The following is a 26,921-nucleotide window of genomic DNA, read 5'->3' as shown; positions in this document are numbered from 1 at the left end:
ATAATGAAATGGGCTGGCTTAACGATTTTTATTTTAATCACTTTGATCTATATCTGGAATGGAAAAGATCTGTATACAAAAGAAGAATGGCGTGGCTTTGGAATAAAATTCATTTCAGTACTGATTGGTGCATTTGTATTGGTCATTGTTTTGGTTGGCTTTTCTAAGTTCATCCCGTTGCTTACCAGAGAAACTGCACGGTCATTATCAGTAATAATACCAGCTTCCTTTATGGCAGTGCTTCTGTCGAAGTTTTTTGTCGTGATGTTGAATAATATTTTCGATATTATTATGCGATTCCACAAGCGCTATAACACTGCAGCAAACTATTCAAAATTATTATCACTATCTGGTAAGTATGGGGCAAAATTACGCCTGGTAGTAAAGTGTCTAGCCTCGTTAGGCTGTATCTTAATGTTCTATGGTATCTGGTTTGGCAGCACTGTCTGAGTTGAAGAGGTTTTATGAACACTGGTAATAATTATGCTTTTCCCATCGTCTCAACCGCAAGCAATGAAGAGATTAAGGCGAACTACTGGAAATGCCTGTATACCTCTGCTGATAAAAAAATGCTTCAGTACTGGGTGATTTTGCCAAATCGTGTTAAGCCAGCTGAACTGACCCCGCAGCACCTTCCTGAGGTCGGCTTGACTAACTTGGGTCGCTATGCCACCGATGATGCGCAACCCTATATGGAAGTTTGGGCCGCTTATGAACGCTGTCAGTGGGAGATGAATCCCTCTGATTGGCTGTTTAATAAACTGGAACTGATGGGCGAAAAAGTGTTGAATCAGCGCTTGATTGCGCATCCTTCCGGTAGTGGCCTTTTTGCAGATGTGCTAACTCTCAAAACGCACTCGTCCGGCGACGAGGTCATTTCACGTTATACCGTACAGAAAGATTACAATCCGCAAGAAGGAGGCGGAAATTATTTCCTGATTAAAGCGGCCTGTGCCGCTCGCGACTACCCTGCGCTGGCGAATGATATTTACTTTACTGTAGTGAACTGGGATTTACTGCATCGTAGTAACTTGGTTCTGGCTGAACTGCTTAAGACCGTGAACCTCAGTGCTAAAAACAGCAGTGGATTTAAAGTACCGGAATCCTGGCAGGTGAATCCCCTTACAGAAACGCGCCTGGTGGTCGAGCACTCGTTTGATGGCATTAACTACGGTGTCATTAATCTTTGCTTTTTTTCGCAGGAGATGTTGTTTACCGCGCAGGATGTTTTTAGCGTTTCGATTAAACGGTTTCACGATCGAGAACCTGCCGTTACGCTTAAGACTGAAGCACTTGCTACTATTCCAAATGAGTTTAATCCATCCCTCGGAAAAACACTGTGGACATGCCGGGGGGAAATGTTCAGCGCAGAGGAAGAAATGCGCGCTGTTTACCAGTGCTATATTTTTAGCGTGGGCAAAGTCTGGTGCTATGCAGAACTGATTGGCAGACACCGTAACTATCATGATTACCACTTCGAGGCGAATAAACGCTGCCTCGAAATCATCCTGTCAACATTCCATATAGAAAATGTCTAATCTTTGACTCGATATTCAGGACAAATTCATGCGTACGCGTAGCTTTTCTTTTTTTAGATGATCGGTGACTTTGTCGGTTTCCCTGCCCTGTCAATATCATCTCCACCATAAACCGTCACTATCAGGAATCGAGCCTGGACTTCATCAGCCGTCTGATGGCGCTGGAGGCATTGCTATGCCGATATCCGTCAGGAGCGCAGGCAAGTAAGTCGGGCATCAGAAAATTCACACCACCACGGCGGCAGTGGTTACGCCAGAGCACGCTTTCAAAGATTCTTTCAAGTGAAAAGGATATATTTAAGTTGGATCATGAATAAAGAAAATTATACCGCGCTGGATTATATCAATGATGCTATTGATGCAATTAATAGTCGATTAGAGCAATATCCTACATTTCTTTATATGTTATGGAGAAGAATCAGTAAGATTATATTAAATCTATTCTTATTGGTGTTGAAAAATATAAAAGTAAATTACACACATTGAATCTCGGAGTGCGTGCGTCCAAAGAGTTTGATACTACTGATGACGAAATTTCTCAGCATTGTCCAATGCTAGGTATATAGCTTCGCAAATGGGACAAGGATTTAAGATTATTCTTCCTCATGAGCAAGGCGTAGAATACTTAAAAAGGCAAAAAAGATATCGCAAGTGATGCGCAGTCTTTGATTACAATCTCCCTTCTTCAAATTAATCAAAGATTTTTTGGTAAGAGAAAAGATGAATAATGGTCTGTCATATGACCCCCCCTGTTGCTCTATTTAAAGGGTGTGTGATGCAAGATCTTCACAGTAAAGACTCAGTAATCAATCATTATGCCGATCGTTATCAATGTTATATGCCAATTGATGTCCGTAATGGATTAAGAAGCAATAGTATAGATGCGTCGAATTCATCTCTCCCATGGGATGTAACATTACCTTTAGTCACGACTGAAGATGTTTCACGTGATAAAGCGCTTGGGGCGTTTGTGGGATTGGCTGTTGGGGACGCCGTCGGCACCACTCTTGAGTTTAAGAAAAGAGACAGTGAACATGTAGCAGATATGATTGGTGGGGGACCTTTTCAATTAAAACCTGGTGAATGGACAGATGATACGTCCATGGCATTATGTCTGGCAGAGACTTATCTTTCAGAAAACAGAATGCACACCGATGTGCTTAGAAAATATCTCCTGAAATGGTATCTTGACGGAGAGAATAGCAGTAATGGTCGGTGCTTCGATATCGGCAATACGACGCGGTTCGCGCTTGAACAGTATATGCGTGTCGGACCTTCCTGGTATGGTAATACAGAGAAACACACTGCTGGTAATGCTGGGGTTATTCGTCAAGCACCGGTATCTATCTTTCGTCGAAAATCACTGCGTGCGATTTACTTCGAATCACAGGCTCAGAGTCGAGCAACGCATGGCGCGGTAGAATCAATTAACGCATGCCAATTTCTCGGATTGGTATTGCACTATTTAATCAACGGTTATCAAAAAGAAGGAGCTTTTTCGCCTCATGTTTTCCCACTGTGCGCGCGTGTAATGATCATAAACGCGGGTGAGTATAAGCAAAAAACTCGCGACCAGATTCGTTCAAGTGGTTATGTTATCGATACGCTTGAGGCTGCGATGTGGTCCGTATGGAATACGGATAATTTCCGTGATGCCATTCTGCTGGCAGCCAACCTTGCCGATGATGCTGACAGCGTTGCGGCGACGGCGGGACAAATAGCGGGGGCGTTGTATGGTTATTCCGCTATCCCGCAGGACTGGAAAGATAAACTCGTACAACACGAACGTATTGCCACAATGGCGGGTAAACTATTCGATAGAGCACCTGAGGATAATTTTTTATAGTTAGAATTACCAAGGGTAAGCGAGGGCATATGATGACTTGCGATCAGGTATGGAATTTTTAGTTAACTGAATCTACTGCAATGAATGAAATGACAATGTTTGGTTACGTTGATAGAGCATTAACTTTAGCACAGAAAAGATATGCAGACGTCAAGAATCGTGATCCCCAATCCCCGCTTTTGCAAATGTACGACTCTATTGTACAACAATTATTATTTCTACGGGATTTAATCGAAGGCAAGGAAAAGGATAGAGCGAAATTATGGGATATGACGTTCGGTATGTATGCAGGGAAGGAGTTTGATCATTCTGATGAGTTGTTTTTTGAAAGGTTGTCAGATGCCTGGTTTATTGTGGATCAAATCCGCCGAGGGTTAAAGGTTAGGCTGCCGCATGAGGTCGATACCAACTATAATAAAAAGAAACAAAACCTCATGAAGAAATTCCCTGATGAATTTTAGTATTTCATATGAATAATATTTTTTATTATGGGTGAAAGGTGATTGACTTACATGCTGATTTAAATGCCTTGTTAACATATGTTGATAGATATCGTAAATACTTACCCATTAGCAGACCTTCAGTCCAGCGAAGGATGCAGTATACGTATGATAATAAGCCATTAGAGTCATCCTCAAATAGTGATGTACAAAAACAATGGGATTTACCACCACCATGTAATATCTCACTAGCGCAATCACGGGATCGTGCGGTAGGTACGCTTATTGGTCTTGCTGTTGGAGATGCTGTAGGTACGACGCTCGAATTTTTGCCTCGTGACAGAGCATACGTCAAAGATATGACAGGAGGTGGGCCATTTCAACTTCGTGCAGGCGAATGGACGGATGATACATCCATGGCATTATGTCTTGCGGAAACGCTTCTTGAGAAAGGCGATGCTGATACTATAGGTTTCAGGAATAAGCTTCTGGAATGGTATCAGCATGGTTATAACAGTTCAAATGGCGTCTGTTTTGATATAGGTAATACAACGCGATTTGCTTTAGAGCAATATTTAACAATTGGCCCAGGATGGAGCGGCAATACTGCTCCAGTAACTGCGGGTAATGCTTCCATTATCAGACAAGCCCCTGTCTCTATTTTTTTTAGAAAGTCATTAAGCAAAGCGTTTTATGAAGCTAAAAAACAATGTATCGCAACACACGGTGCCGCGGAAGCAATCAATAGCACGCAGTATTTAAGTTATTTGCTTGTGCATATGATTAACGGTAGCAATAAAGATTTTGTTTTTTCTCCGCACGTTATGCCGCTTCAGCCACGCGTAATGATTATCAACGCGGGTGAATATAAGCAAAAAACTCGCGATCAGATTCGTTCAAGTGGTTATGTTATCGATACGCTTGAAGCCGCGATGTGGTCCGTATGGAATACGGATAATTTCCGTGATGCCATTCTGCTGGCAGCCAACCTTGCCGATGATGCTGACAGCGTTGCGGCGACGGCGGGACAAATAGCTGGAGCATTATATGGTTATTCCGGTATTCCGCAGGAGTGGAAAAACAATCTTGTACAACATGAACGTATCGCCAAAATGGCTGGTGAATTGTTCGATAGAGCCCCCGAAGACACTTTCTTATAACTGTTTATCTCAATGAAACTACAGGAAAAGTAGTTTTATTTTGTGGCAAGCGAAGTCAATCTTACAGCTACTCATTATCACATCAACGGCGTTTCCGCTTTGCATACTGAGATGAGTTAACTTCTGGCACTGAGATTCGTCCATAGTGGAATAAAGATTATGCTCAACCGAATTACCGTCCAGCTCCCGGCCGAGGGGCTGCTTTTCTGGAAACTCTCCGGCCGCGAGGCGATGTCCGAGTCGTTCGCGCTGACGCTGACCCTGCTTGGTAAGGACGCGCGCATTGACCGCAGCAGGCTGCTCGGTCAGCCGGTCACAGTGACCATCCCCACGCAGAGCCTGCTTACTCCCCGCTTTATCAACGGCAAGGTGACGCGCGTGGCGGTGAGCGCCGTTGAGCTGACGGGCACCCGCTATGCGGTGTACCAGCTGACGGTGGAGCCGGACCTGTGGCCGATGAAGCGCGACCGCAACCTGCGTATCTTCCAGGGCCAGACGGTACCGCAGATTGTCAAAACCCTGCTGGGTGAGCATCAGGTTAACCTCGAAGACAAACTCACCGGCAGCTACCGGGTGTGGGACTACTGCGTGCAGTATCAGGAATCGAGCCTGGACTTCATCAGCCGCCTGATGGAGCTGGAGGGGATTGCGTACTACTTCAGCCACGAGGCCGACAAACACACCCTGGTGCTCACCGACGCCGCCACCCAGCACCAGCCGTTCAGCGGCTATGAGGTCATTCCTTACCATCAGACGCCGTCCGGCGGCAGTACGGATGAAGAGGGCATCAGCCAGTGGGCGCTGGAGGACAGCGTGACGCCGGGGATTTACAGCCTCGACGACTATGACTTCCGCAAGCCGAACGCGTGGCTGTTCCAGGCCCAGCAGAACCCGGCGTCCCCGAAACCGGGCAGTATCGACGTGTACGACTGGCCGGGGCGCTTTGTGGAGACGGGCCATGCGGAATTCTACGCCCGCATCCGTCAGGAGCGCTGGCAGGTTGAGCATCAGCAGATTCAGGCCACCGCCACGGCGGCGGGCATTGCGCCGGGCCACATCTTCACCCTGACCAACGCGCCGTTCTTCAGCGACAACGGCGAGTATCTGGTGACGGCGGCGGGCTACCACTTCGAGGAGAACCGCTACGCGAGCGGCGAGGGGGAAACCATTCACCGCACCGATTTCACCGTTATCCCGGCGTCGGTGTCGTACCGTCCGGCGCAGAGCACGGCGTGGCCGCGCACCTACGGCCCGCAAACGGCGAAAGTCGTGGGACCGCAGGGTGAAAGTATCTGGACGGACAAATACGGCCGCGTGAAGGTGAAGTTCCACTGGGACCGTCTGGCGAAGGGCGATGACACCAGCTCCTGCTGGGTGCGCGTGTCGAGCGCCTGGGCGGGCCAGGGCTACGGCGGGGTGCAGATCCCGCGCGTCGGCGATGAGGTGGTGGTGGACTTTATCAACGGCGACCCGGACCGTCCGATTATCACTGGTCGCGTGTATAACGAAGCCAGCATGCCGCCGTGGGCGCTGCCTGCTGCCGCGACGCAGATGGGCTTTATGAGCCGCACCAAGGACGGTTCCGTGGACAACGCCAACGCCCTGCGCTTTGAGGACAAGGCGGGCGCAGAGCAGGTGTGGATCCAGGCCGAGCGCAACATGGACACCAGCGTTAAAAATGATGAAACGCACACCGTTGGCGGCGCGCGCAGCCATTACGTGAAGAAAAATGAGCTGCATCGCGTGGAGGCTAATCAGATCCAGGCCGTGAAAGGCGGAACCGAGATCCTGACGGGTAAAGGCAAGCTGGATGCGGCGGTAGAGCAGTACGTCATTGCTTCCGGGACGAAGCTGCGGCTGGTCTCGGGCGAGAGTGCTATTGAGCTTAACGCTAACGGCAAAATTAACCTGATCGGCAAAGAGTTTAACTTCTTTGTGGAAGGGGATGGGTATATCACCACAGGCGGTAAGCTGCATCTGAATACGTCGGGCACCAAGCCGGGCACAACGGCGCCGGGATCGGGGCATAAAGGGGATATTGATGCGGCGGTGCAGGAGAAGTTTTCTCCGAATAAAAGTGCTAAGAATCCGGCTCCCGCAGCTTCAGCGCCAGCAGCAACCAGACCAAAACCAACAACAAAATTTGCATCAGCGCCACCATTAAAAGGGAGTTACGTCTATCAAAATAATTCCTACAACTCTGATGTGATGCCCTTCAGTGAAGATGTAGTTAAGGAAATCAATAAGTCACCAACGCTTCAGACACAATTAAAAGATCTAAAAGATAAAGGGTGGGCTATTCAGCCGGGAGCAGCAGGAGGGGGGAGTTACGCTGATACGAATAACAAATTGATTGTCATGGACCCTGAACACATGGAAGATACAGCCACAACGGTGCAAACTCTGGCACATGAGGCAGGGCATGCAACTTATCCTGTTGCGGTAGATTCTTCGAGTAAGGAAAGCTTCATCAACAGCCAGCTTATGGATGAAGGTGGAGCAACGCTGAATAACATTAAAATACAACGCGAGATCCTTGCAAACGGCGGTATTGATATTGATATAGCGGGAAGTGCCGAAAACCTAAAAGCATATAATTCTGCCTATGATAAAATGGTAAGTGGTGAGTTATCTCGCATTGATGCAGCCAAAGCAATAGGAAAAGTGTATGGTAAAGGCGAAATAGCCTCAGGGACTAATCTAAATTATAATGATTACTATGGAGGATTCTATGGAAAGTAGGATGATTAAAGCTACATTCCTCATTGTTCTTCCACTATTTTCAATATTTACCTATGCAGGGCATAATAAAATGAATCAAGATTCGTTGTGGCAAATGATTAAAGAAATGAAATCAGTGTGGGGTAAACAAGTTGAGGATGTCAGTAAACTGTTTAACCAACCGCTGATTAATAATACACAGGAGAAAGAAGACCGTTATACTTCAGCTCCCTTTACGTTAACTGATGGCACACGGATCAGTAATGTGGATGTTCGTTTATGGGGAAATGGTGATAACAGCGTATCTTTGGTTTCTTTCGTAGTTAATCAACCATGTATTACTCTTGATCAAGTCAAATCTCATTTTCCGGATCTAAAATTGTCTAATATCCCTCGCGGAAACACGCCGGGACAATCAGTTGGATATCGCACCCCTACCGATGAACGCGGGCTGGCATGGGCATTTAGCTTTCCAGTTCTGAATCAGGAATGCCTGGGCAGGGTAGTTATGTCACGCTACGAACAATAAGTTGCGAGGCAATTTTACGGGCTGTGAAAGAAGATAATTATCAAACGGCCAATAATATCGCTGCCCCTAAAGTTTTTGCGAAAAAAAAGAAAGTGCTAACGTTCTAATGATCATATTTCTCTGAGTCGCTAAGCAGTAATTAATATTGGCGGTATAAATTTTAGCGCTTTTAATTTTATTTTTCTAATAAATCATCCCGAGTTCACTTATGAAATACACCCTCCAGGAAGGTTCCTTTACCCTTTTTCCTGCCGCCTGGCAGGACAACAGCATGAACATCATTCGCGATGACGAAAGCGGGCTGTCCGTGGTGGTCAGCCGCGGCGTTATCCCCGATGACAGCGACTACGAACAAGAGTTTCACCGCCAGTGGGACGTGCTGCGTCCTCAGATGGGGGAAATTGCACAGAGCGAATTTCAGCACGTAAAAGCCGGGCCAGACGGAAACATTAGCGGACTGGAAGTTGAGACCACCTTTGACCGTAACGGCCAGCGCCTGTGGCAAAAACAGCTGGCCGTGCAGACGCCGGGCAAACCGGTACTGATGATTTTTACCCTCTCGGCCTTAAAAGCTTTTACGGAAGAGGACGAGGCGCGCTGGAGCGCACTGAAGCAGAGTCTGACGCTAAACGACAACCGGAATGTGTAAGGCATGAGCGATAACAACGCGGCCCGTAAGGGCGACGAGATTATTCACTCCAGCATTTTTGCTGATATTACCAGCATTGTGGCGGAAGGTGCCGCCTATGCGGTGATTGGCGCGGCGGTGGGCGCGGCAGCGACCGTCGCGGCCCCACTGCTGGGAGCCGGGGCCGCAGCAGCAGGCGTGGCGGCGATTGGATCCAGCTGTCTGTTGAGCGGCATTATTGGTGGGGTTCTGGCGAACGTCGCCGGGATCACCGACGATATCAGCAACGCCGCTGAAGGATTAGGCAATGCGCTTTTCCCGCCGTCGCCTGCGGGGAAAATCACCACCGGTTCGAGCAATGTTCTGACAAATAAACTTCCCGCTGCACGCGCAGCCGGGACGTTAACGCCTGCCGATACCCCGTCCCCTGAGCCGCAGTCGCCGGGCAGCTTTGCCGACTACGCGGGCATGCTGCTCTCCGCTGCCGGACAGTTCGGCAGCGAGATGTGGCAGCCCAGCGTCGCCTCTGCCGCCGCGGGGACCTCGCCGCTGGAAGAAGACAAGGTGGCGTGTGATAAACACTCCGGGCCGCAGTATCTGGCGGAAGGCTCGAAAAGCGTCTTCATCAACGGACAGCCTGCGGTGCGCGCAAAAGATCGCACCACCTGCGAGGGCACCGTTTCCGACGACGTCTCCCCTAACGTGATCATCGGCGGTGATACGCTCACGGTCCGCGACATCAAAAGCGGCAAAACGCCGGGTCTGGCGCTGGGGATGATTGCGCTCTCCCTGCTGCGCGGGCGTCCGGGCAAGATCCTGAAAAACATGCCCTGCGCGCTGGCTGCTGCCGGTGGCGGGATGCTGGCGGATATGGCCGTCAACGCCGTGTTCGGCTCCTCGCACCCGGTTCACGCCGCCACTGGCGTGAAGGTGCTGAACGACGACGACGAACTCGATTTCTCGCTGCCGGGGCGCTTTCCGCTGCGCTGGCAGCGCAGCTACAACAGCCTGACCACCCGCGAAGGGCTTTTCGGTCTGGGCTGGGCTACCACCTTTGACAGCTATCTGGCGCTGGAAGAAAACAACGCCACCTGGTTCGATGAAACCGGGCGCGAGCTGAGCTTTGAACTGCCGCCGGTCGACCGCGCGTTTTACAGCATTAGCGAAGGCATCATTATCCGCCGCAATGAGAGCGGCGACGTGGCGATAGCCGACGATGACGGCGCGGTGTGGCGTCTGTATAAACCGACCCGCGCTAACCCAGCCATCATGCGCCTGGCCTCCCTCAGCGACGAATACGGCAACGCGTTGCTGACGGAATGGGATGAGCACGGACGGCTGGTCGGTCTGCACGATGAGCCGCGGGCGATCGATGTCACCCTGCGCTATGACGATGAACGTTTCCCGCAGTGCGTTACCGCTGCCAGCCATTTTGACGGCAACCAGACATGGCCGCTGATGCATTGGGGGTACGACGCGCGCGGTCAGCTGGCCAGCGCAACGGATGCCTCCGGCGTGGTAACCCGTGAATACCGCTACAACGATCACGGCCTGATGGTCTGGCACCGGATGCCGGGCGGTCTGGAGAGCGAATACCGCTGGCAAAAATTCGACCACTGGCGCGTGGTGGAAAACCGCACCAGCACCGGCGACGGCTGTCGCTTTACCTATGATCTAGCCGCCGGGCTGACGACCGTCGAACACTACGACGGTCAGACGCGAAAGCATTACTGGAACGCGCAAAACCTCATTGTTCGCTACGTTGACGAGAGCGGTGAGAACTGGCGCTACGAGTGGGATGACAACGAACTCCTAACGCGTCGCATCGATCCGCTGGGTAATGCCGTTACCTTCGTCTATGACGACATGGGCAACCGGGTGCAGGAGATCGACGCCGACGGCAACACCCGCACCACCACCTGGCTGGAGCACCGCGCGCTTCCCGCGGCCATTATCGAAGCTGACGGCAGCGCCACCCGGTTCTGGTACGACGAACATCACGGGCTGAAGCGCGTGGTGGACCCGATGGGGCAGACCACGCTGCTGCGTCGGGACGAGTTTGGTCAGGTTGTGGAAGAAGTCGATGCCGCCGGGAACAGCCGCTACCAGGAGTACAACGAGGCCGGGCAGATGGTGCGTGCGACGGACTGTTCGGGCCGTGTGACACAATACCGTTATCATCCGCTGGGCTGGCTGGTGGCTGAGACAGCCGCCGACGGTGAAGAGACTCGCTACCGCTACGACGCCGCAGGGCGTCCGGTGCAGCTCGATCGCCCGGAAGGCTGGACGGAATCGCTCAAATGGAACGAACGTGGCCTGCCGGTGAAGCATGCGGGCGCCGACGGGAAAGAGAGCGAGTTCAGATACGACGAAGCGGGGCGCTTAACCGCCACCCGAAATACGCAGGGTGAAGAGGTGCGCCGCCGCTGGGACAGCCGCGGGCGTCTGATTGCCCTGGAAAACGAGAACGGCGAAGCGTATCAGTTCCGCTGGGGGCCAGACTCGCTGCTGCTGGAAGAGGTGGGGCTTGATGGCGTGGCCTCGCAGTATCGCTATGACGCCTGCGGGCGCACGATTGCGCGCACCTTTGCCGCCGGACATCCGGAGGCCATTACCCATTCCTTCGCCTGGAGCGCGAGCGGCCAGCTGGTCGCCCGCACCACGCCGGAGGGGCAGACGCGCTACCACTACACGCCGTCCGGGCTGTTAAGCCGGATTGGACTGCATCCCGCGCTTTCAGCCGATGCCTGGAGTGCCGAGGCCGAGCAGGAGCTTGTGTTTGAGTATGACGCGCTCGGGCGCGTCACGCGCGAAGCTGGCGAGCACGGTGAGCTGGCGTGGGAGTATGACGCGCTGGGCAACCGCACCTCCGTCACGCTGCCCGATGGCCGCGAGCTGAAGCAGTTCTACTACGGCAGCGGGCATCTGCTCAGCATTGCGCTCGATAAGCTGTCGGTCTCCGACTTTACCCGCGACGAACTCCACCGGGAGACCAGCCGCACCCAGGGGCTGCTGACCACCCGCAGCGAATACGATCGTCTTGGCCGACTGCATCGCCGGGACGTCTTTACCGGCAATGCGCAGCGCCCGTCGCCGCGCCGCTGGTCCCGCCGCTGGGATTACGACTATCGCAATAACCTGGTCCGCGAAGAGCGGGACGATAATCCGTTCAGCTGGTACCGCTGGCAGTACGACAGCGCAGGCCGGCTGATGGTTCAGGACGGCACGCTGCCCGGTCAGGAGCAGTGGCGCTGGGATGCAGCCGGTAACCCGCTCGAAGGATCTGTTGAGAAGGTCACGCACAACCGGCTGACGCAGCTGAACGGCATTCGCTGGCGCTATGACGTCCACGGCCGCACCGTGGAGAAAGATAACGGACAGACCCGCTGGCACTACCGCTACGACGGCGAGCACCGCCTGACGGAGGTCATCAGCCAGCCGCGGGACCGCAACAGGCCGCAGACGCAGGTCAGCTTCCGCTACGATCCGCTCGGGCGACGCATCAGCAAAACGCGCCGCCAGATGCTGGGCGGACAGCCAACCGGCAAGCCGGTCACCACCCGGTTTGTCTGGGAAGGGTTCCGGCTGTTGCAGGAGGTGCACGGGGATGTGCCGCTGACCTACGTCTACAGCGATCAGGACAGCTACGATCCGCTGGCACGTATTGACGGCGTTGATGCCCCGGAAATCTTCTGGTTCCACTGTCAGCCCAACGGCACGCCGGAGCGGATGACGGATAGCGAAGGACAGGTGCGCTGGGAAGGTGTGAACAGCGCCTGGGGCAAGCTGCTGCGGGAAAGCGAAACGCAGGTATCAGGATATTCCCAGAACCTGCGCATGCAGGGGCAATACCTGGACCGTGAGACAGGGCTGCACTACAATCTGTTCCGGTATTATGACCCGGACTGCGGAAGGTTTACGCAGCAGGACCCGATAGGGCTGGCGGGGGGGATAAACCTTTACCAGTATGCGCCGAATGCGCTGGGGTGGGTGGATCCGTGGGGGCTATCTAATAGCGGTATATTAGATAAAGCTATGGCTGGTAAAGTTGGTGATAGACTTTCTGCTCACCATGTTATACCCGTTGAGGTGTGGAAAGAGAACCAATCATTCTTCAATAATATTGGTATCGGAAAAGACATGAACTCTGCATTTAATGGTATTCATGTTCCAGGTAGTGCATCAGCGATGAAACAAGATGCAGGGAAAGGTATGGATGTTTTCCATAGTAGTAATCATCATAACTATAGTGACATTGTCCGTCAGCGCATTGCTCGTGTTGAGCAACGATATAATTCTGGAAGATTGGATGCTAAAGGGGCGAGGATAGCTATAAGGCGGATCCAGATTGATATGAAGAATAAAATTTGGATGGGACATGTTCCCACAACAAAATGCAGGAGAATGAATTAATGTCCTATTATGTGATCATGAATGACTTTGAATCATCACTCATGCCAAGAAATTTACAGGGCATGGTTGATGAAAGATTACAGATCAATGAAAACTGGGAAATAGAAGGCTCTGCATTTTCCTTCCCTTATCGAATAACAGACGATGCATGCCCAGACCGTATTTATTTGTTGTGCAATAAAAATGTTGGGGCTTTGAAATTTGACTATTATAAAAAAGACTTTGGACACTTGATGGATAAGTCTTTATTTTCAATTTTTGAAAATTATAAGCACAATGTTTTTTTTGGCCGAGATATAACACCAGTTTCGATTGGGAATGGTCAAGTTCTTCGGGGTGATTTTAAATATGTATATTTTCCAGGCGGCGATGTTATAGATGAGGATAAATCTATTCTCGAAGAGGATAAGTTCGGAGATATCATACCTTTTAAAATTGAATTCAATGATGATGCGCTTGAATATGATATACTTTCGTTGAACGACACATTGTTAGGTGGTTTTATTATTGTTAAACAAGAGGTCAAGGAAGTTATAGAAAGTAAAGGCTTCCGGGGGTTGAAACTTGTTCCACTGGAAAATGCTTTAGACGTTTTCTGTGAAGATTATTTCTACGAAATAGACTCAAATCGTAAAAGAAAGGGCAATAAACTACCTTAATATTGAAGGGTGTCGTGCCATTATTGATTCTTTGTTTTTCTTTTTTAATGGCGCGAAGAAGTTCTTTGGATTATGGGTACATTTTTCAACTATGGGTCATAGTAATTTTAAGAGTAGCCAATAATGTTAACTCTTAAAGAGGAATAATGCATATAAAAAATACTATCCAAGACTTTGTTAACAAATTCAAAATGAATGATTTAAATATGGGAGAGATAGTCTATACAGACGATGAGAATGAAATTTCTTTTCCTGTAAATTTAAATGGTGAAATTCGATTTTTTTATAGCCATTTGATTTTAAATGACCACCCAACATTTGATGGTGCCTTCTTTATACAGATTGTTGAGTCCCAAGAGCTAAAAGAAATGTTATCAGGCTGGAGAGTTCAAAATGATACGGCTTGGCACGATGATTATGTAATCTTTGCTGAAAGAAATGGAGATGTTCTTTTTTGTGATATCAAAAATATAACCTCTCCAGTTTATGGTAGTATCCAAAAAAGAAATTTCATAATTTCCAGTTCCTTAGCTGACTTTTTGGATTCTTTTTGTTCTGCCATTGAGATAGAACAAAGTAAATATGATGGTGATGTTACAGCTGATGATTTTAATTTTAGAGAGGACTTTCTGAAAGATATCGATTTAATGCTAAAAAACAAGCTAAAGGATGTTGAGGCAGAAGGCTTTAAGCAATTCTTTTTTGACTAGGTTAATAATAAAAACTAACACTTTTAGAACCCTCCTTGCTTCTGACAACATTTTTCGCTTAAATCCACTTTTATATAGGCAAGGAGGTCTCTTTTCGATTGATAATGAATAAAAATATGAAAAACGGTTTCGATAAATTTGATGAAAAAGTTACATCTCTTGTACAAAAAGGAAACGAGTTTCACGGCAACCAAAAATACGCCGAGGCTTTAGAGCAATACCAAAAAGCCTGGCAAGCTCTTCCTGAACCAAAGCTCGAATCTGAATTTGCCAACTGGATCTCTGCCTGCATGTACAGCGCATATTTTGATCTCGCGGATTACGCTGAGGCAAAGAAATGGGGAGAGACGACATTACGGACACGTGGATCGGATATAGACACTGCACCCTTAATCGATCTCGGCATGGTCTGTTATGAGTTGAATCAATTCGAGGAAGCGTATAAATATTTTAACGATGCTTATAACTACGGCAAAGAGCGTGCGTTTCAGGATAGACCTAAAAAATATCTAGAGTTCTATCTGCGCAAGAGGGGATAAGTTCGTTACGCAATAAAAAAATCCACGCCAAAGCGTGGATTTTTTTCATTCAAAACAAATCAAACGTTAAACAGGAAGTTCATCACATCGCCATCTTTAACGATGTAATCTTTCCCTTCCGCACGCATCTTGCCTGCTTCTTTCGCGCCTTGCTCACCCTTGTAGGTGATGAAGTCTTCAAACGCGATAGTCTGCGCACGAATAAAGCCTTTCTCGAAGTCGGTATGGATCTTACCGGCCGCCTGAGGCGCAGTCGCACCCACAGGGATGGTCCACGCACGCACTTCCTTCACGCCAGCGGTGAAGTAGGTCTGCAGGTTCAGCAGCTCATAGCCTGCGCGGATCACGCGGTTCAGGCCCGGCTCTTCCAGACCCAGCTCGGCCATGAACTCTTCACGGTCGGCGTCGTCCAGCTCGGCGATGTCGGATTCAACGGCAGCGCACACGGCAACAACCACAGAACCTTCCGCCGCGGCGATTTCACGCACTTTGTCCAGGTACGGGTTGTTCTCGAAACCGTCTTCGTTAACGTTGGCGATGTACATGGTTGGCTTCAGGGTCAGGAAGCTCAGGTATTTGATCGCCGCTTTGTCTTCGTCAGTCAGGTTTTTCAGCGCGCGCAGCATGCCGGCGTTTTCCAGCTGTGGCAGGCATTTTTCCAGCGCAGCCAGTTCCGCTTTCGCGTCCTTGTCGCCGCCTTTGGCTTTCTTCTGCACGCGGTGAATCGCGCGTTCGCAGGTGTCGAGGTCAGAGAGCGCCAGCTCGGTGTTGATGACGTCGATGTCGTCAGCCGGATCCACTTTGTTGTTGACGTGGATGATGTTGTCGTTCTCGAAGCAGCGCACAACGTGGCCGATCGCTTCAGTTTCACGAATGTTGGTCAGGAACTGGTTACCCAGACCTTCGCCTTTGGATGCGCCTTTTACCAGGCCCGCGATGTCCACGAATTCCATGGTGGTTGGCAGAATGCGCTGCGGCTTCACGATTTCCGCGAGCTGGTCCAGACGCGGATCAGGCATTGGCACAACGCCGGTGTTAGGTTCGATGGTACAGAACGGGAAGTTCGCCGCTTCGATACCCGCTTTGGTAAGCGCGTTAAACAGGGTGGATTTGCCCACGTTTGGCAGACCGACGATACCGCATTTGAATCCCATTTCTAAATCACCTTAATCTCTTGATAATCAATCCGTTAACGATAACCGATTGAAGAAAAGTAAATAACTACGCCTATTATACACGTAACCCACGTGCCGCGCGGTAAAAATGCCGCAGGGCCTTGTTTATTGCGCTTTGAAAGCGTGCAGTCGATTGGTGGCTTTCGTCAGGCCGTCCTGAAGCCAAATCTCGGTGCAGCGGGCCGCTTCGTCTACCGCTTCGTCAATCAGCTTCTGCTCAGAAACCGGGGGTTTACCCAGTACGAAACCAACAACTTTGTTTTTATCGCCCGGATGGCCGATTCCCACGCGCAAACGGTGGAAATTAGGGTTATTACCCAGTTTGCTGATGATGTCTTTAAGGCCGTTGTGGCCGCCATGACCGCCGCCCAGTTTGAACTTCGCCACCCCTGGCGGCAGGTCCAGTTCGTCGTGGGCCACCAGGATCTCATCCGGATTGATGCGATAAAACGTTGCCATAGCTGCCACGGCTTTGCCGCTCAGGTTCATAAAGGTGGTTGGCACCAGCAACCGCACGTCAGCACCCGCAAGATTGATGCGTGAGGTATACCCGTAAAACTTGGGTTCTTCACGCAGGGGAGCGCGCAAACGCTCCGCCAGCAGATCAACATACCAGGCACCGGCGTTATGGCGGGTAGCAGCATACTCTGCGCCCGGATTGGCGAGGCCGACAATCAGTTTAATCGTCACGATTTACTTCCTAATGGGTTCCAGATCTGGCGCGTAGTTTACTGTCTGGCGCGCCGCTTGACAAAGTTCTGCCTGCTGTACACCGAAATGCGAATAATTTCTTCTTTGAACAATTAGAATTTCAAGCTGTTCAATGTCTTATTTGTAAATTTTTGTCCGGGAGTTATCAGTAAATGTGATCATTCACGCAACTCATATAAGAGGCGTTGTCTATACTTTACGCACAAGGAGAAGGGGCTTTTCCCCTGACAACCCAAAGTTCCGGAGGTGACATATGAAACGCAAAAACGCTTCAATGCTCGGTAACGTGCTAATGGGGTTGGGACTGTTCGTGATGGTCGCCGGTGTCGGTTATTCAATCTTAAACCAATTACCGCAGCTTGACCTCCCACAATACTTTGCGCATGGCGCGGTGCTGAGTATCTTCCTCGGTGCGGTACTGTGGCTCGCCGGGGCGCGCGTGAGCGGACATGAGGAAGTCTGCGATAAATACTGGTGGGTGCGTCATTACGATAAACGATGCCGCCGCGACCAGCGCAAGCATAGCTAGTGCCCCATAAAGAACACCGAAACGACTTCATCTGAAGTCGTTTTTTTTTGCATGACGCATTGACCCTCACGTAACGTAAGGCTTCAGAGTAACGACACTGGCAGAACAAAAGGAGCCGTTATGTTGATACAGGTGGGAGAACTGGCGAAACGTGCCGGGATCACCGTGCGGACTTTGCATCACTACGAGCAAACAGGGCTGTTGTTACCTTCTGCCAGAAGCGCGGCAGGCTACCGGCTTTATAACCTGGCGGATGTGCAGCGTCTGCATATGATCCAGACGCTGGCAAAAGCCGGGCTGGAGCTTGCCGAAATCAGGGATTTTCTGAAACAGCGTTCGCTGTCATTAGCCGAATTACTCGACGGGCAAATCACTCTGCTGGACAAGCAACTGCGTAGTATCCATACGCTGCGCAACCGGCTGGTGGAATTGCGTACCGGGCTGACCGACGATGCGACGCCGGATCTGGAATCCTGGCTACAGACTCTGGAGTTAATGAATATGTACGATCGCTGGTTTAGCAAAGAAGAGTTGCAGCAACTGCCGTTTGCGGTAGAGAAAGAGGCGCTGGCGGATATCTGGTCGGGGCTGGTGAGGGAGGTTAAACACTTGCTGGAACAGAACGTCAGCGTCACGGACGCGCGGGCGACCGATTTGGCTTCACGGTGGATGGAACGCCTGGAGCAGGATACCGCAGGCAAACCGGAATTTTTGACCCGCCTGAACGAGATGCACAGCGTGGAGCCGCAGATGCAGGAGCAAACCGGCATTACGCCGGAGATAACTGATTACATCACGCGGGCGTTTGCCGAATCAAAGCTCAGCATCTGGGAGAAATATCTCACTGCCGAAGAGATGGCCTTTACCCGGGCGCACTACTTTGACCGGATGATGGAGTGGCCGCCGCTGGTGGCGAAGCTGCATCAGGCGCAGCGAGATAATCTCAGTCCCGCTTCTGACGATGCGCAAAAGCTGGCAGAAAAGTGGCTGGTTTTATTCCAGTCCTATGCGGGAACAAACCCGCAGACCCAGCAAAAATTTCGCCTCGCCATGCAGCAGGAGCCGCATCTGATGAAAGGCACGTGGATGACGCCTGCCGTGCTTGAATGGCTCCAGCAGGCGATCGGGGTGATGATGCAAAGACGCGTCTCTGCATCAGATGACTCACAGATCCGCTAATGCAGCTTCACGGTTAGGGTAGAAGGACAATCGGCCAGGGATCGGCTGCACGCCTGCGCGCGCCATGGTGCGCAGGGGCTGGAATTCGAGGTTACTTATCCGCAGCTCGCAGCCTTCCGGCAGGCGGGCAACAAAGCGCTGGAAGGCATCCAGACCGCCGGCATCCAGCACCGGGACGGCATCCCACTTCAGCACCACAATCCGTTTGCCCGCGATGCGGGATTCCAGATCGCTGAACAAACCTTCCGCTGCGGCGAAGAACAGCGGACCAATCACGCGCAGCACCAGCACATCGTCAGGCACCTCAACGTTAACCGGGGAGAGACGCGTCATCTGCGCGATGCGGCGCATAAACAGCAGCGAGGCCAGCACTATGCCGACGCTGATAGCGATAACCATATCGAACAGCACGGTCAGCGACATGCAGATCAGCATCACGATAATGTCGTCTTTCGGCGCGCGGCGCAGCAGGTTAACCACCTTATGCGCCTCACTCATGTTCCAGGCCACCATCAGCAGCAACGCAGCCATGGCAGAGAGCGGAAGCCATGAAAGCAGCGGGGCAAGGATCAGCAGCGCCATGATCACCAGCAGGGAGTGAATGACCGCCGAAACCGGTGATGTCGCGCCCGCACGTACGTTCGCGGCGGAACGGGCAATCGCAGCCGTAGCCGTAATACCGCCGAAGAACGGTGCAACGATGTTCCCTAAGCCCTGGCCGACCAGCTCGCTATTGGCTTTATGCTTAGTGCCGGTCATGCCGTCGAGCACAACGGCGCACAGTAGAGATTCAATCGCGCCCAGCATTGCCATGGAGAATGCAGCGGGCAGCAGAGCGCGAAGGGAATCCCAGCTCAGGGTGAAGCTGGAGCCCGGCATGTCCCACGGCAGAACCAGCTGCGGCAGCAGCTGCGGAATGCCGCTGCCCTGTGAGCCGTCCGCCAGAACATAGTGGAACTGGGAGCCAATGGTGGCGACCTGTCCACCGAGCAGGTTGACGACGCCCATCACCGCGCAGCCCAGCAGCAGAGCGGGCAGATGCCCCGGGAGACGAATGCCTAAGCGAGGCCAGACGATAAGTGTGCCGAGGGTAACGATGCCAATGGCCGCATCGCCCAGGTTGGCCGTCGGCAACGCCATAAACAGCGCGCCCACTTTCTGTAAATAGTGCTCCGGAACATGGGCCATTTGCAGGCCGAGGAAATCCTTGATCTGCATGGTCCCGATGGTAATCCCTATCCCCGAGGTGAACCCCAGCGTTACGGAAAGGGGAATATATTCAATCAGGCGACCAAAGCGGGCCAGACCAAACAGAATTAAAAAGATGCCGGACATCAGGGTGGCAACCAGCAGGCCTGCCAGACCAAACTGTTGGGAAACCGGGTAGAGGATCACCACAAAGGCGGCCGTCGGGCCGGAGACGCTGAAGCGGGACCCGCCCGTCAGCGCAATCACAATCCCCGCAACGGCCGAGGTGTACAGCCCGTACTGCGGCGCGACGCCGCTACCAATCGCCAGCGCCATCGCCAGCGGGATGGCAATAATCCCGACGGTGATCCCGGCTATCAGGTCACGAACAAAGCGTGACGACGTGTATTTCTCTTTCCAGCAGGCGTCGATGAGGGCGCGAAAGGGCAGAACATGTGAGGAGGTTACTTTTTTCACAATTATCTATCATCCGTGTGCGCATCATCTGTCATATGAATGGCAGGTGAAGGAGGCATAAGTCATACAAATAAATACTATAAACAAAAAAACCCGCCGTAGCGGGTTTTTTGGCCGTGTTCGATCAGTGTTCGAACATTGCAGAGATGGATTCTTCGTTGCTGATACGACGAATCGCTTCGGCCAGCATCCCGGACAGAGTCAACGTACGCACGTTTGGCAGCGCTTTGATCTCGTCGCTCAGTGGAATGGTATCGCACACCACAACTTCGTCAATGACGGAGTTACGGAGGTTGTTTACTGCATTGCCGGAGAAGATCGGGTGAGTGGCGTAAGCGAATACGCGTTTCGCACCACGCTCTTTCAGCGCTTCAGCGGCTTTACACAGCGTACCGCCGGTATCGATCATGTCGTCCACCAACACGCAGTCACGGCCAGCCACGTCACCGATGATGTGCATCACCTGAGAAACGTTAGCGCGCGGACGGCGTTTGTCGATGATCGCCATGTCGGTATCGTTCAGCAGCTTCGCGATAGCACGCGCACGTACCACGCCGCCGATGTCCGGAGAAACCACAATCGGGTTGTCCAGATTCAGTTGCAGCATGTCTTCCAGCAGGATTGGGCTGCCGAATACGTTATCAACCGGCACGTCGAAGAAGCCCTGGATCTGCTCTGCGTGCAGGTCAACCGTCAGTACGCGGTCAACGCCGACGCTGGACAGGAAGTCAGCGACAACTTTAGCGGTGATTGGCACACGCGCGGAACGGACGCGACGGTCCTGACGTGCATAGCCAAAGTAAGGAATAACAGCAGTGATACGGCCAGCAGAAGCACGACGCAGCGCGTCGACCATAACAACCAATTCCATCAGGTTGTCATTCGTTGGAGCACAGGTGGACTGGATGATGAAAATATCACCACCGCGTACATTTTCATTAATTTGTACGCTGACTTCGCCGTCGCTAAAGCGACCTACAGCGGCGTCGCCGAGGGAAGTGTACAGGCGGTTGGCAATACGTTGTGCTAGTTCCGGGGTGGCGTTACCAGCAAAAAGCTTCATATCAGGCACGAGAAGAACCTCAGGCATGCGTCCAGTGGTGGATAGCGTTCGCCGCAAACTGCGGGGCCTAAGCAAACGCTATCCAGGCGGTGTATTAAAGAGCGCGATGCAACGTCTGGAACAGGGTGACGTTGTCACCGAAACTCAGTCTGCGCCAGAATGGCCTGCTGTAGGGGGGAGATGTTCATCCCGCGCGCTACAAAACCATGCAGCCAAACCGGCGCTTGCTCAAGCACCTGACGGGCGGCGGTTTCGGTGTCAAATTCAGCAAAGACACAGGCCCCTGTACCGGTCAGGCGCGACGGCGCGTATTCTAACAGCCAGGAAAGCACCGCATCAACCTCGCGAAAACGTTTTCTTGCGATATCCTCGCAATCGTTGCTGAATTCACAATTTAATAACGTTTTTATTGACCGTACCGGGGTATTTCTTTTCAGGTCAGGATCTTTAAAGATGACCGGGGTAGGAATGCTCACGCCAGGGTGAACGATCAGATACCATTTTTCCGGCGGATCGACCGGCGTGAGGATTTCACCGACACCTTCAGCGAACGCCGCGTGGCCGCGCACAAACACCGGTACATCGGCGCCCAGCGTCAATCCTAACGCTGCCAGTTCGTCCGTCGTCAGACCGCAGTCCCAGAGGTGGTTAAGCGCCACCAGTACGGTCGCGGCGTTCGATGAACCGCCACCAAGACCGCCGCCCATTGGCAGGCGTTTGTCGATACGGATATCCGCACCGCTTCCCGCTGGCAGACGACCCGACGACGACGCCGTTTTCATCAGAAGGCGAGCAGCGCGCACGATCAGGTTATCCTCATGCGCCACGCCGTCGACCGGCGTCAGCAGGTGAATCTGCCCGTCCTGACGCGGTTCGATGGAGATCGTGTCGCCGTAATCGACAAACTGAAACAGCGTTTGCAGGGTGTGATAGCCGTCAGCGCGCTGTCCGGTAATGTAGAGAAACAGGTTCAGTTTTGCGGGAGAGGGCCAGTGGGTCATCATTTAACGATCCAGTTGTCCATTTTCAGCTTGATACGCTGGCTACCCTGCGTCAGCTCCATATTGGACGGCAGCGACGGTTGAGTCTTGCTGTCATACGCGCTGTACACCACTTTCCAGGTTTTACCGCCCTGAGTGTAATTTACCTGGCTCAGACGGTATTGATCGTCGAGCGTGTAGTCGGTTGCGTCACCCGGCAGGCCAAGGATCCACTGGCGCAGACTATTGAGCGGAATCGGCATCCCGGTCAGCTTGCCAATCATCTCTTCGGCGTCGGTTGCCGTGTAGTGCTGGCCTTTGTTATCGGTAATCTGCGCTTCGCCAGGCTTCGCGTTCAGCTCCAGTTCGGTGCTGCCCAGCGGGTTCAGCAGCAGCAGGCGATAGTTGTCCTGACCCGTTTGCTGCCAGAAGAAGCGAGCGTAAACTTTTTGCTCGTCAGAGAGATAAGCAAATGCACCGCGGGTCTGATACTGGCTTAATTTCAGCACGTCCTGCTGGTGCTGGCGCCACTGCGGTGAGTCAGGGCTTTTGCCCGGGCCTTTCGGCTGATGAACGGAACAGGCGGTCAGAACCAGGGCCGCCAGAGGCAGCAGGCGAATCATTCGGGTCATAATGATGACAAATCCTTGAGATACGTTGCAGTTATAACTGTTAATGCTAGCGTTGAAGGGTGCCACCGTCTACGTTCAAATTATCTCAAAGCGTGGCGTAAGCTATTACTCCGAAAGGGGGCAGTCTCTTTTATTGATCTCGCGCATCCTGTATGATGCGTCCTGCTAACCTTATTAACGCTGGTACTACTCCCGCTCAACATGACCCTATTAGCACTCGGTATTAACCACAAAACGGCCCCGGTTTCACTGCGAGAACGCGTTACGTTTTCGCCGGATACGCTCGACCTGGCGCTGGACAGCCTGCTTGCACAGCCGATGGTGCAGGGTGGCGTGGTGCTGTCGACGTGCAACCGTACCGAGCTCTATTTAAGCGTGGAGGAGCAGGACAACCTTCACGAGGCGCTGATCCGCTGGCTATGTGACTACCACAACCTCAACGAAGAAGAGCTGCGCAACAGCCTGTACTGGCATCAGGATAACGATGCGGTCAGCCATCTGATGCGCGTGGCCAGCGGTCTGGATTCGCTGGTGCTGGGCGAGCCGCAGATCCTCGGCCAGGTGAAAAAAGCCTTCGCGGATTCCCAGAAAGGGCATCTGAAAGCCAGCGAACTTGAACGAATGTTCCAGAAGTCATTCTCCGTGGCGAAGCGTGTGCGAACCGAAACCGACATTGGCGCCAGTGCGGTTTCGGTTGCTTTCGCGGCCTGTACCCTTGCCCGTCAAATCTTCGAATCGCTGTCGACCGTCACCGTACTGCTGGTGGGGGCGGGCGAAACCATCGAGCTGGTGGCGCGCCATCTTCGCGAACACAAGGTGAAGAAAATGATCATCGCCAACCGCACCCGCGAACGTGCACAGGTGCTGGCAGATGAAGTGGGCGCTGAGGTGATTGCGTTGAGCGACATCGATGAACGTCTGAAAGAGGCGGACATTATTATCAGCTCTACCGCCAGCCCGCTGCCGATTATCGGGAAAGGGATGGTCGAGCGTGCGCTGAAATCCCGCCGCAATCAGCCGATGCTGCTGGTGGATATCGCCGTTCCGCGTGATGTCGAACCGGAAGTGGGCAAACTGGCGAACGCCTACCTGTACAGCGTGGATGACCTGCAAAGCATCATTTCGCACAACCTTGCCCAGCGTAAGGCGGCGGCTGTGCAGGCGGAAACTATCGTTGAGCAGGAAACCAGCGAATTTATGGCCTGGCTGCGCGCGCAAAGCGTCAGCGAGACCATCCGCGAATACCGCGGTCAGGCGGAGCAGGTGCGTGATGACCTGACGGCCAAAGCGTTAGCGGCCCTTGAACAGGGCGGCGACGCGCAGGCGATTATGCAGGATCTGGCCTGGAAACTGACCAACCGCCTGATCCATGCCCCAACCAAATCTCTTCAGCAGGCTGCCCGTGACGGGGACGATGAACGCCTGACAATTCTGCGCAACAGCCTCGGGCTGGAATAGCGCCCTATACCCATTTTCTAAGACAAGGTGCATTTACGCCTATGAAGCCTTCTATCGTCGCTAAACTGGAAGCTCTGCACGAGCGCCATGAAGAAGTCCAGGCGCTGCTCGGCGATGCCGGGACCATTGCCGACCAGGAACGTTTTCGCGCGCTGTCGCGTGAATACGCGCAGTTAAGTGATGTTTCAAAATGCTTTACCGACTGGCGACAGGTCCAGGAAGATATCGAAACCGCGCAGATGATGCTCGACGATCCTGAGATGCGCGAGATGGCGCAGGAAGAGTTACAGGATGCGAAAGCGCGTTCAGAAGAGATGGAGCAGCAGCTTCAGGTGCTTCTGCTGCCGAAAGATCCGGACGATGAGCGTAACGCCTTTGTGGAAGTCCGCGCCGGTACCGGCGGCGACGAAGCGGCGCTGTTTGCCGGGGATCTGTTCCGTATGTACAGCCGTTATGCCGAATCCCGTCGCTGGCGCGTGGAGATCATGAGCGCCAACGAAGGCGAGCATGGCGGCTACAAAGAGGTTATCGCCAAGATCAGCGGTGACGGCGTGTACGGTCGACTGAAATTTGAATCCGGCGGTCACCGCGTGCAGCGCGTGCCTGCGACAGAATCGCAGGGGCGCATTCATACCTCGGCCTGTACGGTGGCGGTGATGCCGGAGCTGCCGGAAGCGGAACTGCCGGATATCAACCCGGCGGATCTGCGCATCGACACCTTCCGCTCTTCAGGGGCAGGTGGTCAGCACGTTAACACCACCGACTCCGCTATCCGTATTACTCACCTGCCCACCGGGATTGTGGTTGAGTGTCAGGATGAACGTTCCCAGCACAAGAACAAAGCTAAAGCGTTATCCGTGCTGGGCGCCCGTATCCACGCGGCGGAAATGGCGAAACGCCAGCAGGCGGAAGCCTCTACCCGCCGTAACCTGCTGGGCAGCGGCGATCGTAGCGACCGTAACCGTACCTATAACTTCCCGCAGGGTCGCGTAACCGACCATCGCATCAACCTGACGCTCTACCGTCTGGATGAGGCGATGGAAGGCAAGCTCGATATGCTGATTGAGCCTATCGTGCAGGAATACCAGGCCGACCAGCTGGCGGCACTGTCCGAGCAGGATTAATGGATTTTCAGCGCTGGTTACGCCATGCCGCCAGTGAGCTTTCCACAAGTGAAAGCCCGAAGCGTGACGCCGAAATTCTGCTTGAGCATGTGACGGGTAAAGCCCGCACGTATCTGCTGGCTTTCGGCGAAACCGCGCTGACCGCTGAACAGCAATCGCAGCTGGAGACGCTGCTTGCCCGCCGTAAAACCGGCGAGCCGGTGGCGCATCTGGTTGGCGAGCGCGAGTTCTGGTCCCTTCCACTGTACGTCTCAGCGGCCACGCTGATCCCGCGCCCGGACACCGAGTGTCTGGTGGAGCAGGCGCTGGCGCGGTTACCAGCGCAGCCGTGTCAGATCCTCGATCTCGGCACCGGCACCGGGGCGATTGCGCTGGCGCTTGCCAGCGAGCGGCCAGACTGCACCGTGACGGCGGTAGACGTGATGCCTGATGCGGTCGCCCTCGCGCGGCGCAACGTTGAACGGCTGGGGCTGAACAATGTTTCCGTTCTGCAAAGCAGCTGGTTTGCCGCGCTTGAAAGCCGCATGTTTGAAATGGTTGTCAGCAATCCGCCCTACATCGACGAAGACGATCCGCATCTCGCGCAGGGGGACGTGCGTTTTGAACCCTTGACCGCGCTGGTCGCTGCGAATCAGGGACTTGCGGATCTCGATCACATTGTGACAACGTCACGGCAACATTTGCTTCCCGGTGGCTGGCTGCTGGTGGAACATGGCTGGACGCAGGGAGAGGCGGTGCGAGCGCTGTTTACGCATGCCGGATACGCTGCCGTGGAAACCTGCCGGGATTACGGCGGCAATGAACGTCTGACGCTGGGGCAGCGGTCATGAGCCTGTTTACGCTGCTGATCTCCGTTCACCTGGTTTCCGTTGCCCTGACCATTGGCTTTTTTATTGCCCGCTACTGGTGGCGCTACAACAACAATCCGCTGATTAACGCCCGCTGGGTACGCATCGCCCCACACTGTATCGACACGGTGCTGTTCCTTTCCGGAGCCGGGTTAATGTGGAAGACCGGCTATCTGCCATTTACTGATAAAGGCGCATGGCTGACTGAAAAGCTGTTTGGCGTTATCATCTACATCGTTTTGGGTTTTATCGCGCTTGGGCGTCATCGTCCGCGCAGCCAGCAGACAGGGTTTATCGCCTTTTTGCTGGGTCTGGTGGTGCTGTACATCATCATTAAACTCGCCACCACAAGAATACCGTTACTGGGGTAAGTC

General features: G+C 52.7%; 25 protein-coding genes. 19 read left to right on the top strand and 6 right to left on the bottom strand.

Annotated elements, in window-relative coordinates:
• The first annotated feature begins 3 nt into the window (after positions 1-3).
• The 13 genes from RY075_RS13545 (at position 4) to RY075_RS13485 (ending at position 15,183) form a co-directional block, all read left to right on the top strand.
• Positions 4-450: a hypothetical protein gene (locus RY075_RS13545; protein WP_045332117.1), complete on the top strand. Its 447-nt coding sequence runs from the start codon at positions 4-6 to the stop codon at positions 448-450.
• 14 nt (positions 451-464) lie between these two features.
• The gene (locus RY075_RS13540; RefSeq protein WP_023314297.1) at positions 465-1,538 is read left to right on the top strand and encodes a hypothetical protein; all 1,074 of its coding nucleotides are present in this window, start codon (positions 465-467) and stop codon (positions 1,536-1,538) included.
• A gap of 482 nt (positions 1,539-2,020) precedes the next feature.
• A complete protein-coding gene (locus RY075_RS13535; protein WP_230687821.1) occupies positions 2,021-2,104 on the top strand; it encodes a hypothetical protein in 84 nt (27 codons plus the stop codon).
• A 209-nt stretch (positions 2,105-2,313) separates the two neighbouring features.
• Positions 2,314-3,384, top strand: coding sequence for an ADP-ribosylarginine hydrolase Tri1 (tri1, locus tag RY075_RS13530; protein ID WP_045332114.1), 1,071 nt, complete (start codon positions 2,314-2,316; stop codon positions 3,382-3,384).
• Positions 3,385-3,473: 89 nt separating this feature from the next.
• Positions 3,474-3,845 (top strand): immunity protein Tsi6 family protein, encoded by a 372-nt coding sequence (locus RY075_RS13525; protein ID WP_223237591.1) that lies wholly within the window; start codon positions 3,474-3,476, stop codon positions 3,843-3,845.
• 38 nt (positions 3,846-3,883) lie between these two features.
• Positions 3,884-4,984 carry an ADP-ribosylarginine hydrolase Tri1 gene (gene tri1, locus RY075_RS13520; RefSeq protein ID WP_338627795.1) on the top strand — a complete coding sequence of 367 codons (1,101 nt, stop codon included), beginning with the start codon at positions 3,884-3,886 and terminating at the stop codon, positions 4,982-4,984.
• Positions 4,985-5,143: 159 nt separating this feature from the next.
• Positions 5,144-7,726, top strand: coding sequence for a type VI secretion system tip protein VgrG (locus RY075_RS13515; protein ID WP_109948709.1), 2,583 nt, complete (start codon positions 5,144-5,146; stop codon positions 7,724-7,726).
• Position 7,727: 1 nt separating this feature from the next.
• Positions 7,728-8,234: a hypothetical protein gene (locus RY075_RS13510; RefSeq protein WP_223831766.1), complete on the top strand. Its 507-nt coding sequence runs from the start codon at positions 7,728-7,730 to the stop codon at positions 8,232-8,234.
• A 208-nt stretch (positions 8,235-8,442) separates the two neighbouring features.
• Positions 8,443-8,883 (top strand): DcrB-related protein, encoded by a 441-nt coding sequence (locus tag RY075_RS13505; protein WP_032658895.1) that lies wholly within the window; start codon positions 8,443-8,445, stop codon positions 8,881-8,883.
• Between the two features lie 3 nt (positions 8,884-8,886).
• Positions 8,887-13,275 carry an RHS repeat-associated core domain-containing protein gene (locus RY075_RS13500; protein ID WP_109948710.1) on the top strand — a complete coding sequence of 1,463 codons (4,389 nt, stop codon included), beginning with the start codon at positions 8,887-8,889 and terminating at the stop codon, positions 13,273-13,275.
• Positions 13,275-13,934 carry an Imm43 family immunity protein gene (locus tag RY075_RS13495; RefSeq protein WP_045336435.1) on the top strand — a complete coding sequence of 220 codons (660 nt, stop codon included), beginning with the start codon at positions 13,275-13,277 and terminating at the stop codon, positions 13,932-13,934. Before RY075_RS13500 ends, RY075_RS13495 begins: the two co-directional genes overlap by 1 nt.
• 146 nt (positions 13,935-14,080) lie before the next feature.
• Positions 14,081-14,644 carry a hypothetical protein gene (locus tag RY075_RS13490; RefSeq protein ID WP_045336437.1) on the top strand — a complete coding sequence of 188 codons (564 nt, stop codon included), beginning with the start codon at positions 14,081-14,083 and terminating at the stop codon, positions 14,642-14,644.
• 116 nt (positions 14,645-14,760) lie between these two features.
• Entirely contained in the window at positions 14,761-15,183 is a 423-nt protein-coding gene (locus RY075_RS13485; RefSeq protein ID WP_008499501.1) for a hypothetical protein, read from the top strand.
• 59 nt (positions 15,184-15,242) lie between these two features.
• Here RY075_RS13485 and ychF read toward each other — a convergent pair whose 3' ends face one another.
• Together ychF and pth are read right to left on the bottom strand one after the other, a co-directional pair.
• Positions 15,243-16,337, bottom strand: a complete 1,095-nt coding sequence (gene ychF / locus RY075_RS13480) for a redox-regulated ATPase YchF (protein WP_003856650.1) — start codon at positions 16,335-16,337, stop codon at positions 15,243-15,245.
• A 126-nt stretch (positions 16,338-16,463) separates the two neighbouring features.
• Positions 16,464-17,048 (bottom strand): aminoacyl-tRNA hydrolase, encoded by a 585-nt coding sequence (gene pth, locus RY075_RS13475; RefSeq protein WP_006810922.1) that lies wholly within the window; start codon positions 17,046-17,048, stop codon positions 16,464-16,466.
• Between the two features lie 274 nt (positions 17,049-17,322).
• On the opposite strand from pth, the gene ychH reads away from it, so the two are divergent.
• Both ychH and RY075_RS13465 read left to right on the top strand, forming a co-directional pair.
• A complete protein-coding gene (gene ychH, locus RY075_RS13470; RefSeq protein ID WP_003856655.1) occupies positions 17,323-17,598 on the top strand; it encodes a stress-induced protein YchH in 276 nt (91 codons plus the stop codon).
• 120 nt (positions 17,599-17,718) lie between these two features.
• Positions 17,719-18,777 (top strand): MerR family transcriptional regulator, encoded by a 1,059-nt coding sequence (locus RY075_RS13465; RefSeq protein ID WP_022651374.1) that lies wholly within the window; start codon positions 17,719-17,721, stop codon positions 18,775-18,777.
• Here the strand turns inward: RY075_RS13465 and dauA are convergent.
• The 4 genes from dauA to lolB form a co-directional block, all read right to left on the bottom strand.
• Complete coding sequence (dauA, locus tag RY075_RS13460) at positions 18,763-20,442, bottom strand: C4-dicarboxylic acid transporter DauA (protein ID WP_003856658.1); 1,680 nt, start codon at positions 20,440-20,442, stop codon at positions 18,763-18,765. The two genes, RY075_RS13465 and dauA, sit on opposite strands and share 15 nt — an antisense overlap.
• Before the next feature lie 124 nt (positions 20,443-20,566).
• Complete coding sequence (gene prs / locus RY075_RS13455) at positions 20,567-21,514, bottom strand: ribose-phosphate diphosphokinase (RefSeq protein WP_003856663.1); 948 nt, start codon at positions 21,512-21,514, stop codon at positions 20,567-20,569.
• 125 nt (positions 21,515-21,639) lie between these two features.
• Positions 21,640-22,509 carry a 4-(cytidine 5'-diphospho)-2-C-methyl-D-erythritol kinase gene (ispE, locus tag RY075_RS13450; RefSeq protein WP_003856664.1) on the bottom strand — a complete coding sequence of 290 codons (870 nt, stop codon included), beginning with the start codon at positions 22,507-22,509 and terminating at the stop codon, positions 21,640-21,642.
• A complete protein-coding gene (lolB, locus tag RY075_RS13445; RefSeq protein WP_003856665.1) occupies positions 22,506-23,117 on the bottom strand; it encodes a lipoprotein insertase outer membrane protein LolB in 612 nt (203 codons plus the stop codon). Before lolB ends, ispE begins: the two co-directional genes overlap by 4 nt.
• Positions 23,118-23,318: 201 nt before the next feature.
• On the opposite strand from lolB, the gene hemA reads away from it, so the two are divergent.
• The 4 genes from hemA to sirB2 are packed head-to-tail and all read left to right on the top strand — an operon-like array spanning position 23,319 to position 26,918.
• Positions 23,319-24,575, top strand: coding sequence for a glutamyl-tRNA reductase (gene hemA / locus RY075_RS13440; protein WP_003856666.1), 1,257 nt, complete (start codon positions 23,319-23,321; stop codon positions 24,573-24,575).
• A 41-nt stretch (positions 24,576-24,616) separates the two neighbouring features.
• Positions 24,617-25,699, top strand: a complete 1,083-nt coding sequence (gene prfA / locus RY075_RS13435; protein ID WP_003856667.1) for a peptide chain release factor 1 — start codon at positions 24,617-24,619, stop codon at positions 25,697-25,699.
• Complete coding sequence (prmC, locus tag RY075_RS13430) at positions 25,699-26,529, top strand: peptide chain release factor N(5)-glutamine methyltransferase (RefSeq protein ID WP_045895425.1); 831 nt, start codon at positions 25,699-25,701, stop codon at positions 26,527-26,529. The genes prfA and prmC overlap by 1 nt, the downstream gene beginning before the upstream one ends.
• Positions 26,526-26,918: an invasion regulator SirB2 gene (gene sirB2 / locus RY075_RS13425; protein ID WP_003856669.1), complete on the top strand. Its 393-nt coding sequence runs from the start codon at positions 26,526-26,528 to the stop codon at positions 26,916-26,918. The genes prmC and sirB2 overlap by 4 nt, the downstream gene beginning before the upstream one ends.
• Positions 26,919-26,921: the final 3 nt, after the last annotated feature.

Source organism: Enterobacter sp. JJBC (genome assembly GCF_036936505.1).
Classification (GTDB): domain Bacteria; phylum Pseudomonadota; class Gammaproteobacteria; order Enterobacterales; family Enterobacteriaceae; genus Enterobacter; species Enterobacter hormaechei_C.
Note: the sequence above shows the minus strand (reverse complement) of the source record. Positions and strands in the feature narration are given on the sequence as shown.

Bases quoted from the DNA above. Each gene is read 5' to 3' on its own strand.
- prfA (WP_003856667.1), top strand. From the start codon at position 24,617: ATGAAGCCTTCTATCGTCGCTAAACTGGAAGCTCTGCACGAGCGCCAT.
- RY075_RS13505 (WP_032658895.1), top strand. From the start codon at position 8,443: ATGAAATACACCCTCCAGGAAGGTTCCTTTACCCTTTTTCCTGCCGCC.
- lolB (WP_003856665.1), bottom strand. From the start codon at position 23,117: ATGACCCGAATGATTCGCCTGCTGCCTCTGGCGGCCCTGGTTCTGACC.
- RY075_RS13490 (WP_045336437.1), top strand. From the start codon at position 14,081: ATGCATATAAAAAATACTATCCAAGACTTTGTTAACAAATTCAAAATG.
- RY075_RS13500 (WP_109948710.1), top strand. From the start codon at position 8,887: ATGAGCGATAACAACGCGGCCCGTAAGGGCGACGAGATTATTCACTCC.
- tri1 (WP_045332114.1), top strand. From the start codon at position 2,314: ATGCAAGATCTTCACAGTAAAGACTCAGTAATCAATCATTATGCCGAT.
- RY075_RS13495 (WP_045336435.1), top strand. From the start codon at position 13,275: ATGTCCTATTATGTGATCATGAATGACTTTGAATCATCACTCATGCCA.
- RY075_RS13510 (WP_223831766.1), top strand. From the start codon at position 7,728: ATGATTAAAGCTACATTCCTCATTGTTCTTCCACTATTTTCAATATTT.
- ychF (WP_003856650.1), bottom strand. From the start codon at position 16,337: ATGGGATTCAAATGCGGTATCGTCGGTCTGCCAAACGTGGGCAAATCC.
- sirB2 (WP_003856669.1), top strand. From the start codon at position 26,526: ATGAGCCTGTTTACGCTGCTGATCTCCGTTCACCTGGTTTCCGTTGCC.
- RY075_RS13485 (WP_008499501.1), top strand. From the start codon at position 14,761: ATGAAAAACGGTTTCGATAAATTTGATGAAAAAGTTACATCTCTTGTA.
- RY075_RS13515 (WP_109948709.1), top strand. From the start codon at position 5,144: ATGCTCAACCGAATTACCGTCCAGCTCCCGGCCGAGGGGCTGCTTTTC.
- prmC (WP_045895425.1), top strand. From the start codon at position 25,699: ATGGATTTTCAGCGCTGGTTACGCCATGCCGCCAGTGAGCTTTCCACA.
- RY075_RS13525 (WP_223237591.1), top strand. From the start codon at position 3,474: ATGACAATGTTTGGTTACGTTGATAGAGCATTAACTTTAGCACAGAAA.
- RY075_RS13540 (WP_023314297.1), top strand. From the start codon at position 465: ATGAACACTGGTAATAATTATGCTTTTCCCATCGTCTCAACCGCAAGC.
- ychH (WP_003856655.1), top strand. From the start codon at position 17,323: ATGAAACGCAAAAACGCTTCAATGCTCGGTAACGTGCTAATGGGGTTG.
- RY075_RS13465 (WP_022651374.1), top strand. From the start codon at position 17,719: ATGTTGATACAGGTGGGAGAACTGGCGAAACGTGCCGGGATCACCGTG.
- RY075_RS13545 (WP_045332117.1), top strand. From the start codon at position 4: ATGAAATGGGCTGGCTTAACGATTTTTATTTTAATCACTTTGATCTAT.
- hemA (WP_003856666.1), top strand. From the start codon at position 23,319: ATGACCCTATTAGCACTCGGTATTAACCACAAAACGGCCCCGGTTTCA.
- ispE (WP_003856664.1), bottom strand. From the start codon at position 22,509: ATGATGACCCACTGGCCCTCTCCCGCAAAACTGAACCTGTTTCTCTAC.